Origin of the sequence: Marivita sp., assembly GCF_020055675.1 — a bacterium.
Taxonomy (GTDB): domain Bacteria; phylum Pseudomonadota; class Alphaproteobacteria; order Rhodobacterales; family Rhodobacteraceae; genus Marivita.
In genome coordinates, this window is record NZ_JAIPUS010000013.1 from 82,647 (window position 1) to 92,478 (window position 9,832).

General features: G+C 63.1%; 8 protein-coding genes and 1 pseudogene. 3 read left to right on the top strand and 6 right to left on the bottom strand.

Going from position 1 to position 9,832, the window contains the following annotated elements; genetic code table 11:
* Positions 1-6 precede the first annotated feature (6 nt).
* Complete coding sequence (locus LCF59_RS10650) at positions 7-2,160, bottom strand: transglycosylase domain-containing protein (RefSeq protein WP_292287444.1); 2,154 nt, start codon at positions 2,158-2,160, stop codon at positions 7-9.
* 251 nt (positions 2,161-2,411) lie between these two features.
* Between LCF59_RS10650 and LCF59_RS10655 the strand changes: the two genes are divergently transcribed.
* Together LCF59_RS10655 and LCF59_RS10660 are read left to right on the top strand one after the other, a co-directional pair.
* Positions 2,412-2,750, top strand: a complete 339-nt coding sequence (locus tag LCF59_RS10655; protein ID WP_292287445.1) for a P-II family nitrogen regulator — start codon at positions 2,412-2,414, stop codon at positions 2,748-2,750.
* Between the two features lie 35 nt (positions 2,751-2,785).
* Complete coding sequence (locus LCF59_RS10660) at positions 2,786-4,102, top strand: ammonium transporter (RefSeq protein ID WP_292287446.1); 1,317 nt, start codon at positions 2,786-2,788, stop codon at positions 4,100-4,102.
* Positions 4,103-4,223: 121 nt separating this feature from the next.
* Here the strand turns inward: LCF59_RS10660 and mbfA are convergent, their stop codons facing one another.
* Positions 4,224-5,198, bottom strand: coding sequence for an iron exporter MbfA (gene mbfA / locus LCF59_RS10665; RefSeq protein WP_292287447.1), 975 nt, complete (start codon positions 5,196-5,198; stop codon positions 4,224-4,226).
* 139 nt (positions 5,199-5,337) lie between these two features.
* On the opposite strand from mbfA, the gene LCF59_RS10670 reads away from it, so the two are divergent.
* Complete coding sequence (locus LCF59_RS10670) at positions 5,338-5,979, top strand: TetR/AcrR family transcriptional regulator (protein WP_292287448.1); 642 nt, start codon at positions 5,338-5,340, stop codon at positions 5,977-5,979.
* On the opposite strand, the gene LCF59_RS10675 is transcribed toward LCF59_RS10670, so the two are convergent.
* The 4 genes and pseudogenes from LCF59_RS10675 to LCF59_RS10690 all read right to left on the bottom strand — a co-directional run.
* On the bottom strand, positions 5,943-6,758 hold the full coding sequence (locus LCF59_RS10675) for a cobalamin-dependent protein (RefSeq protein ID WP_292287449.1): 816 nt from the start codon (positions 6,756-6,758) through the stop codon (positions 5,943-5,945). The two genes, LCF59_RS10670 and LCF59_RS10675, sit on opposite strands and share 37 nt — an antisense overlap.
* Positions 6,759-6,879: 121 nt before the next feature.
* Positions 6,880-7,590, bottom strand: coding sequence for an NYN domain-containing protein (locus tag LCF59_RS10680; protein WP_292287450.1), 711 nt, complete (start codon positions 7,588-7,590; stop codon positions 6,880-6,882).
* 91 nt (positions 7,591-7,681) lie between these two features.
* Positions 7,682-9,487 carry a gamma-glutamyltransferase gene (gene ggt / locus LCF59_RS10685; RefSeq protein ID WP_292287458.1) on the bottom strand — a complete coding sequence of 602 codons (1,806 nt, stop codon included), beginning with the start codon at positions 9,485-9,487 and terminating at the stop codon, positions 7,682-7,684.
* Positions 9,488-9,590: 103 nt separating this feature from the next.
* A pseudogene (locus LCF59_RS10690) lies at positions 9,591-9,832 on the bottom strand (S-(hydroxymethyl)glutathione dehydrogenase); the annotation flags it as partial.

Below are 9,832 nucleotides of genomic sequence, written 5' to 3' on the forward strand. Positions count from 1 at the left end.
TTCCGATCAATTGCCGCCAAGGATATTGCGCAAAAGCTGGTTCAGCGCGTCTTCCACGCCGCCGGTGCCGCCCTGCCGGTCCCGGGGCGCGGTGCCTTGCTGTCGCGGTGTTGGCTGCGCGACCTGCCGTGGCGGGGTCGGTTCGATCATCGGCAGCGGTTTGGCCGGCTGGCCCTGGTGCACGCGGCTCATGGTCTCTTTCCAGATCTCGGCAGGCAGGCCGCCGCCCGTCACGCCTGCGAGCGGCGTGTTGTCATCATATCCCATCCAGACACCGGCCACGTAATCGGCGGTAAAGCCGATGAACCACGCGTCGCGCGCCGCCTGTGTCGTGCCGGTTTTTCCGGCCACCTGCCGATCCGGCAACCGGGCGCGGCTGCCGGTACCTTGAGACACGACCTTTTCCATCATCCAGATGAGCTGCCGTGCCGCTTGTTCGTTGATGACCCGTTCACCGATCCCGCCCCCGGCGCCCATCAGCGGCGCATCATCCCCGACGATGCGCAAGTCGTTGAGCCCGTAGGGCGTGACAGAGGAGCCGCCATTGAGGATCCCGGCAAACGCCCCCGTCATTTCCAGCAGAGACGCTTCGGACACACCAAGGGCGAGCGCCGGGGTATCGGACAGATCGCTGCCGATCCCGAAATCGCTGGACACCTGGTGCACCAGATCGCGGCCCACGGATTCGGATATCTTGACCGCCGGGATGTTCAGGCTTTTGGCCAGCGCGTCGACCAGGGTGACGGTCCCGGCGAAATCTCGTGTGTAGTTTTCCGGGCACCATTCGCCGGATCCGGGGATGGTCATGCAAAACGGCGCATCCTCGACCGTGTCATAGGGGCTGTAGCCCAGTTCCAGCGCGGTTGCATAGACGAAGGGTTTGAAGGCTGACCCGGTCTGGCGTTTTGCCTGCGTTGCACGGTTGAATTGACCGGAAACACCTCCGACCATGCCTCTGACAGCGCCATCCGCAGACATCACGACGATCGCGGCCTGAGCTTTGGAGCCGTCCCGAACCTTGTTGCGGAACACCGTGTCGATCGCGTCTTCGGCGGCCTGCTGGATGCGCTGGTCCAGCGTCGTCGAAATGATCACATCCTCGGTGGTGTCGCTGGTCAGGAAATCCGGCCCCGACTGCATCACCCAATCCGCGAAAGACCCGCCCGTCTTGCGCTGCGCCTTTTCCGACAGGGTGGCGGGGTCGGACCGGGCGGCGCGCGCTTCTGCATCGGTCAGATAGCCCTGTTCGTTCATGAGCCGCAGCACCGTGGCCGCGCGCGCCTGGGAGCGTTCGAGGTTGGAGGTGGGCGCGAGGCTGGACGGGGCGGTCAGAAGCCCGGCAAGCATCGCGCCTTCCTGCGCGCTCAGGGCCGAGGCAGGTTTGGAAAAATAGCGCTCTGCCGCGGCGGCAGCGCCATAGGCGCCCCCGCCCATATAGGCGCGGTTGAGGTAGATCGACAGGATCTCGTCCTTGGAGTATTTCACCTCCATCGCCAGCGCATAGATCGCCTCCTTGGCCTTGCGATACAAAGACCCCTGCCGGCAATCATTGATATAGGCGCGCTCGCTCTCCCAGTCGGTAGGATCATAGGCAACGCCAAGACACATGAGCTTGGCCGTCTGCTGCGTGATGGTCGAGCCGCCGTGGCCCGACAGCGGCCCGCGCCCTTCGGTCAGGTTGATGCGAATGGCCGACGCGATGCCGCGCGGGGACAGCCCGAAATGGCGGTAAAAGCGCTTGTCCTCGGTCGCGATTATCGCGTTCCTGAGATGCGGCGACACGGAGTCGGCGGTCACGATGCCGCCGAACTGATCACCGCGCCAGGCGAAGCCCACGTCGTTGCGATCCAGAAGCTGCACCGACCCGCGCGCGCGCCCATCCTGCATGGCAGAGGCGTCGGGCAGGGTTGTGTGGATGTAGCCGACAAATCCGGCAATGATCAGCGCCACGACGATCCCGGCGCGCAGCACCAGGCGAAACACGAGCCGAAACATCCAGTTTATCATCCGCCGGATGAGACCGGGGCGCTTTTTGGAACCGGGGCGCGCCGCCTTGCGCTTCGTGGGGGGCGCCTTGCGCGGCTTGGCCGATTTCGCCGGTTTCTTGGGATATCTCCGGTCTGCCACTAGTCGGCCTTTTCCGCGTCGTGAATCAGTCATGCCGACCGCCTGTTTTCCTGCCCGTTTTGGCCAATTTAATTGCTTTGCCGGTCGATGTGGACCTTTGTGATGCCGGGGTGCCGGCTTTTTTTAATGCACAAAAAGTAATCATCTAAACATATTTGTGCAAAATTTGTGCAAAATCCACGACCATGCCCGTCTGTACCCCTCCGGCTCTCTTCCCTTCCTCCCTCCGGTGCACGTTTTCTGCACCTGCAAACAAGATCGATCTGCAAGGGAAAGGGACCAAGGTGAAGTTCATCATAGCGACGATCAAGCCATTCAAGCTTGAAGAAGTCCGCGAGGCGCTCACAGAGATTGGCGTCCGCGGCATGATGGTAACCGAGATAAAGGGGTTCGGCTCGCAATCCGGCCACACCGAGATTTACCGGGGCGCGGAATACGCGGTGAACTTCGTGCCGAAAATCAAACTCGAAATCGTGGTCTCCGCCGACATGGCCGATCAGGTGATCGAAACCATCACCAAGACAGCCCGCACCGGCAAGATCGGTGACGGCAAGATCTTCGTGCTCGATGCGCAGCAAGCCATTCGCGTGCGCACAGGCGAAACCAATGGGGATGCGCTCTGAACCGGCGCTGTGACAGAGATAGGGGACACAAACAGATGAAACTACTCAAGACACTCCTGCCCGCTGCCGCGCTGATCGCGCTGCCAGTCATGGGCATGGCTCAAGAGGCCGAGGCCGCCGCGCCGACCATGGACGAGGTTGGCCCGTATATCTTCACCACGCTGCTGTTCCTGATGGCAGGATTCCTCGTGTTCTTCATGGCCGCCGGTTTTGCCATGCTCGAAGCGGGCCTCGTGCGGTCCAAGAACGTGGCGATGCAGCTGACCAAGAACATCTCGCTCTTCTCGATCGCGGCGATCATGTACTGGCTGGTCGGCTTCAACACGATGTATCCCGGCGACTTCAACGGCTATTTCGCCATCGGCGGGCAGACCGTGCTCGACGCGGTGGGCGTTTCGGCGGCCGACGCCGCGCTTGACTATGCGTCGGTCGGGTCTGACTTCTTCTTCCAGCTGGTCTTCGTCGCCGCAACCGCGTCCATCGTGTCCGGTGCCGTGGCCGAACGCATCAAGCTGTGGCCCTTCCTTGCCTTCGTGGTTGTTCTGACCGGCCTCATGTACCCGATCTCGGGTTCCTGGCAGTGGGGCGGCGGCTGGCTGTCCGAGATGGGCTTCTCCGACTTCGCCGGTTCGACCGTCGTGCACTCCGTGGGTGGCTGGGCCGCTCTGGCAGGTGTGATCGTGCTTGGTCCGCGTCTGGGCAAGTACAAGGACGGACGTGTAAACCCGATCCCGGGGTCCAACCTGGCGCTCGCAACCCTCGGCACGTTCATCCTGTGGCTCGGTTGGTTCGGCTTCAACGGTGGCTCGCAGCTTGCGATGGGCACCGTGGGTGATGTCTCGGACGTGTCGCGCATCTTTGCCAACACCAACATGGCGGCGGCTGCCGGTGCGGTAACGGCTCTGATCCTGACCCAGATCCTCTACAAGAAGGTCGATTTGACCATGGTTCTCAACGGTGCTCTGGCCGGTCTCGTGTCTATCACGGCTGAACCGCTTGCTCCGACGCTGTTCGGTGCTCTGTGGATCGGTGCGGTAGGTGGTGTGATCGTGGTCTTCGCCGTGCCGTTCCTCGACAAGCTCAAGATCGACGACGTTGTTGGCGCCATCCCGGTCCACCTTTTCGCCGGTATCTGGGGCACCATCGCCGTGATCTTCTACGGTGAGGCAAACCTGATGACCCAGCTGACAGGCATCGTCGCCTACGGCGTGTTCACCTTCGTGGCCAGCCTGATCCTGTGGTACATCCTCAAGCTGACCATCGGTATCCGCGTCAGCGAGGAAGAAGAGATCAACGGTCTCGACATGGCGGAACTGGGCATGGAAGCCTATCCCGAATTCTCCAAAGGCTGATCTCCTCCTTCCAATCAGTCTTTCGTGACCAACTGCCCGGGCGTTCGCGCCCGGGTTTTTTTCTTGCGCCGTGATCGGCGATGATGCGTTCGCGCCCGGGTTTTTTCGTGCGGCCGACGGGTCAGCCGCTGCCGATCAGAACACCGGCGGCAAAGACAAGCGCGCCGCCCAGAACCACCTGGAACGCTGCACGAAAGAACGGCGTGTCCATGTACCTGTTCTGAATCCAGGCAATCGCCCAAAGCTCGATGAAGACGACGACGAAGGCAGTGATCGTTGCGGTCCAGAAATCCGGGATCAGGTAGGGCAGGGCATGGCCCAACCCGCCAACCGTCGTCATGATGCCGGACGCGAACCCGCGTTTGATCGGTGATCCACGCCCCGACAATTGCCCGTCATCCGACGCCGCCTCGGTAAAGCCCATCGAGATGCCTGCGCCCACCGACGCGGCCAGGCCGACAAGGAAGGTCGTCCAGGTGTCCTGCGTGGCAAAGGCGGTGGCAAAGATCGGCGCCAGGGTCGACACCGACCCATCCATCAGCCCGGCCAGACCCGGCTGGACCCAGGTGAGCAGGAATTTTCGGCGGGCATGTTCCTCTTCGCTGCTGCGCGTGTCGTCGCTCAGGTGTTCCTGCTCAAGCGCCTCTGCGGTTTCTTGGTGACCCGCCTCGGCGGCGGCCAGATCGCCCAGCAGCTTGCGCGTCGCGGCATCGGTGGTGCGTTTCGCCGCCGCCAGGTAGAACTTTTCGGCATCGCGCTCCATCGCCTCGGCTTCGGCGCGGATACGCTCGATCCCGAGGTTCTCGACCAGCCAGACGGGCTTGCGGGCATAATACCCCGCTACGTGCTCGCGCCGGATCAGGGGGATGACATCGCCGAACCGAGCGCGGTGCAGGTCGACCAGCCGTTTGCGATGCGTGTCCTCTTCGGCGGCCATACCGTCAAAGATCGAGGCCGTACCGGGGAATTCCGCCCTCAGACGTTCCGCATAGGATCGGTAAATCCGGGCGTCGTCCTCTTCCGACGATATGGCCAGGGCGACGATTTCCTGTTCGGACAGGTCGGAAAAGCGGCGCCGGTTCAACGAAAAACGCATGATGAAAACCCTTCCTTTGGTCGAGACCCGTTGCTGCCCTCGCGACACCCGGCTTGTTTTGCCGGAGCAGGCACAACACATCCCACTTGCGAGACTAAACCGATCTGTTTAGATTTTGAACGCGACATAAGGGGTGGGAATGGCAACGGCGGAGGCGAAAATCCGGAAGGGCCGCAAGTTCGACCAGGTTGTCGAAGGCGCGCGCGAGGTGTTTCTGCGCGACGGTTTCGAAGGCGCCAGCGTCGATGACATCGCGCGTGTGGCGGGTGTGTCCAAGGCCACGCTTTACAGCTATTTCCCGGACAAACGCCTGCTGTTCATGGAGGTCGCCACCCGGCAATGCAAGGAGCAGGCCCGGACCTCGATCGAAAGCATCGACAGCTCGCGCCCCCCTCAGGAGGTCTTGTCACGGGTCGCGGACCAGTTCCTCGGCTTCATCTATTCGGACATGGGTCAGAGGATCTTTCGGATCTGCGTCGCCGAGGCCGACCGCTTTCCGCAACTCGGGCAGGAATTCTACCACTCCGGACCGATGATCATGCGCGCAGCGCTGGTCGATTACCTGCGCCAGGCCGCCGAGCGCGGCGAGCTCCGGATCGAGGATTTCGACCTTGCGGCCGACCAGTTCGCCGAACTGTGCAAGGCCGACCTTTGGCCGAAACTGGTGTTCGGGATCATCCAGACCGTTCCGAAGGACGAAAAGGCCCGCGTCATCGACGGGGCCGTCAGGACGTTTCTGGCCCGTTACGGGGCCGGGGACGCCGATTTCAGGACGGACTGATACAACGCCTCTAGGGTGTCCAGACATTGATCCAGCGACGTGGCTGCGGCATCGGCGCCGGTTCTCAGGGCAATGTCCTTTTCGATCTGCACGATGTTTCCGCTGATGAAGATCAGCGATCGCGGCGCGGCGATTCGCAGTTCGACGATGGTGCGCGCCAGCGATCTGACGTGATCCGCCCCCGAGGCCGACAATCCGATGATCGGATATCCGCCGTCATGCGCGATCTGGCAAAGCTCGGATTCGCTGCGTCCGATCCGCAGGTCGATGCCCCAGCCCTTTTCGCGCAGGATGTCCGCCGCCATGGTCACGCCCAGCACGTGCTGTTCGCCGGGCACCGCAGCGAACAGGGCTTCGCGATGGCCACGCACCGGGACCGGCGGAGTCAGCCTGCCGATGTCCCGCAGCATGTGCAGCATGCGCCCGGCGGCAATCGCCATGTCGCTGAAATGGATGATGTCCTGTTCCCACCATTCGCCCAATCGCAGCGCGGCAGCGGCGATGTAGTTCAGGCACAATGTCTTGTGGTCGGCGCCGCGCTCATGCGCGCGGCTGAGGATGCGTTTCGCTTCTTCGGCGGTGGGATCCACGAGGGCGATGCAGAACGCATCGAGATTGATGTCGCTGATATCCGGCGGCGCCTGGCGCGAGATACAGGACAGCCGGTTTATCACTTCCTGCGCCATCACAAGCAGGGAAGCATCGGAAAGTCGCCGTTCCTGGCCATGGGCGTCGTCGTCGATGGCACGCACCACGATAGGTATATCAATTGTCAACATAGTATGGTCCCCAACGCGCCAAGCGCAGAAACCCCTCGTCCCCGAAACCGAGCATGGCATGGCAGGGATAATCCTGCAATGACCGTTCTGCATGCGCTGCAAGACCGGTCTCCAGGACGGATCAATCCCGCCGACGGACCATCAGCTGGTTGTTCGATCCGCGCTTGACCTCCAGCACCTTCATGTCAGCCACCAGATCGCTGAGCTTGCGCTTGCCATAGGTGCGGGTGTCGAAGTCCGGATTGGCCGACACGATGTGCTGACCCAACTGGCCCAGGCGGTACCATTCCTCGTCCTGGTCGATCGCGTCCATCGCCTTGAGGATGAGGTTGCGCGCCTCGTTCAGATTGCCCTTCTTCGCGGGTTTGGTTTCGGTGCTGTCCGTCTCGGGCCCGTCCGCAAGGTTTTCCAGGAAAATGAACCGCTTGCAGGCGCGCCGGAACGCTTCGGGGGTTTTCTGCATCCCCATTCCGTAGACGCCAAGACCCTGTTCCCGAAGCCGCTGCGCCAGGCGGGTGAAATCGCTGTCGGAACTGACCAGAACGAACCCGTCGAACCGACCGGTATGCATCAGGTCCATCGCGTCGATCACCAGCGCGATATCGCTGGCGTTCTTGCCCACCGTGTTGGCTGGCTGATGGTGCGGAACAAGCCCGAATTCAGCCTGAACCTTGGACCATCCGGACATCTGCTGGCTGGAAAAGTCGCCATAGCACCGGCGCACACTCGCCTCGCCCAGGGATGCGATCTCCTCGAAAAGCGCCCGGGCATATTTCGGAGAGGTGTTGTCCGCGTCGATCAGGACAGCAAGCAGGGCGGGATTCTCAGCCATGGTCTGGCCCCTTTTCAGTTTTGGCGCCGGATTCGACATCGCCGGATGGCATGTCGGGGGCGGCGGCGGTCTGCCACCGCCCTGTCACGGATCACTGACCCAGTGCAATGCCCTCGCGGCGTGGATCTGCGCCACCGGACAACGTTTCGCCCACCGCAATGGCGTGCAGGCCGGAATTGAGGTCGCGCACGTTCACCTCGAAGCCAAGATCGGTCAGGGCGGATTCCAGATCGGCCGCCGTGGTGCCGGCCTCGAGGTCATAGGTTCCGAACCGGTTGACCAGATGCGGCATCGACACCGCCTCCTGCACGTTCATGCCCCAGTCCACATGCGCGATGATTGCCTGCGCGACATAGCCGATGATGCGGCTGCCGCCCGGGGAGCCGATCACCAGCGACGGTGCGCCGTCGGTCATCACGATGGTCGGAGCCATCGACGACCGGGGCCGCTTGCCCGGTTCCAGCCGGTTGGCAATGGGCCGACCGTCGCTGTGGGTGCTGAACGAAAAGTCGGTCAGTTCATTGTTGAGCAGGAAGCCCCGCACGAACAGGCGCGACCCGAACCCGTTCTCGATCGTCGTCGTCATCGACAGAGCGTTGCCATGGCTGTCCACGATCGAGATATGCGAGGTCGAGGGCAGCTCGAGGCTCGTGTCTGGCGCAAGATCAATCGCGTGATCCCATTCCGGGTTGCCGGGAGACACCTCGGGCAGCGCGTCATCGCCGCTCAGAAGCTGACCGCGTTGTTCAAGATACTCCGGCGCGACAAGGCCCTTGGTCGGCATCGGCACGTAATCGGTATCGGCCATGTAAAGCCCGCGATCAGCAAAGGCGAGCCGCGACGCATCACCGATCAGCCGCCACGCCTCGGCGCTGTCCGGGCCAAGCGCGGCAAGGTCATAGCCGTCCAGCATGCCAAGGATCTGCCCGACCGTCAGCGCGCCCGACGAGGGCGGGCCCATGCCGCAGACCTCGTGGGCGCGATAGGGTACGCAGACCGGATCGCGCTCCTTGACCTCGTAGAGCGCCAGATCGGCGCGGGACAGAAGACCGGGATTGCCCGCCGCCGTGCGCACCGTCGCCACGATGTCCGACGCAATCGGACCGGTGTAGAAGACATCCGCACCCTCGGCGGCGATCTGGCGCAGCGTGTCGGCGTAGTCGGGATTGGTCAGCGTGTCGCCTTCCGCAATCGGGTCGCCGCCGGGAAAGAAATACTCCTGCGTTGCGCGGAACCGGCCCAGCCGGTCCACATCTCCGGCCACAAGGTCGGCAAGGCGCGGCGACACGGTGAACCCGCCCTCGGCCAGGTCGATCGCCTCGGCAAAGAGGCCCGCCCAATCGGACTGCCCCCACTTGTCATGTGCCGCCTGCATCAGCGCCGGTGTCCCCGGCGTGCCGACCGACCGTCCACCGACAACCGCATCGAAAAACCCCATGGTTTCGCCGTCGTCGGTCTGGAACAATGTCGGCGTCGCTTCAAGCGGCGCGGTCTCGCGCCCGTCCAGCGTGGTCACCTCGCCACTGTCGGCGTCGTACCAGACAAGAAACGCACCGCCTCCAAGGCCGGAACTCTGCGGCTCGACCAGACCCAGCACCGCCTGCACGGCGACCATCGCATCGGCGGCCGTTCCGCCCTCGCGCAGAACCCGCGCCCCGGCCTCGACCGCCAGCGGATTGGCCGCGACAACCATCCAGTCCTCGGCCTCGACGGGGGTGCCGGCGCCCTTGAGGACAAGCGCATCTGTCGCCGCTTGCGACAGGCCACCAAATGCGGTCGTGGTATCGGTCGCGGCTTCCGGTGCGACGGCGTCTGCGGTCTGTTGCGCAGCGGCCGGAGCGAGGCTGCCCAAAACAAGAGCGGCAGAGACTGCAAGAGGGGTTCTGGAGTGAAACATCATGGTTCTGATCCTTTTCCTGAAGGGAAAGCGCCTTGCGCCCATTAAAGCCGGCCACGCGCCCATGAGATCAAAGGGGCGCGCGGCCCCTTCGGTTCCGGTATCAGTAAAGCACCACCGACCGGATGCTTTCGCCGGCATGCATCAGGTCAAAGCCCTTGTTGATGTCGTCGAGCGACATGGTGTGGGTGATCATCGGATCGATCTCGATCTTGCCCTCCATGTACCAGTCGACGATCTTGGGCACATCGGTGCGCCCGCGCGCGCCGCCAAAGGCCGTGCCTTTCCACGTCCGCCCGGTGACAAGCTGAAACGGCCGCGTGGCGATCTCGGCGCCTGCAGGGG

Bases quoted from the DNA above. Each gene is read 5' to 3' on its own strand.
- LCF59_RS10660 (WP_292287446.1), top strand. From the start codon at position 2,786: ATGAAACTACTCAAGACACTCCTGCCCGCTGCCGCGCTGATCGCGCTG.
- LCF59_RS10670 (WP_292287448.1), top strand. From the start codon at position 5,338: ATGGCAACGGCGGAGGCGAAAATCCGGAAGGGCCGCAAGTTCGACCAG.
- ggt (WP_292287458.1), bottom strand. From the start codon at position 9,487: ATGTTTCACTCCAGAACCCCTCTTGCAGTCTCTGCCGCTCTTGTTTTG.
- LCF59_RS10675 (WP_292287449.1), bottom strand. From the start codon at position 6,758: ATGTTGACAATTGATATACCTATCGTGGTGCGTGCCATCGACGACGAC.
- mbfA (WP_292287447.1), bottom strand. From the start codon at position 5,198: ATGCGTTTTTCGTTGAACCGGCGCCGCTTTTCCGACCTGTCCGAACAG.
- LCF59_RS10680 (WP_292287450.1), bottom strand. From the start codon at position 7,590: ATGGCTGAGAATCCCGCCCTGCTTGCTGTCCTGATCGACGCGGACAAC.
- LCF59_RS10650 (WP_292287444.1), bottom strand. From the start codon at position 2,160: ATGACTGATTCACGACGCGGAAAAGGCCGACTAGTGGCAGACCGGAGA.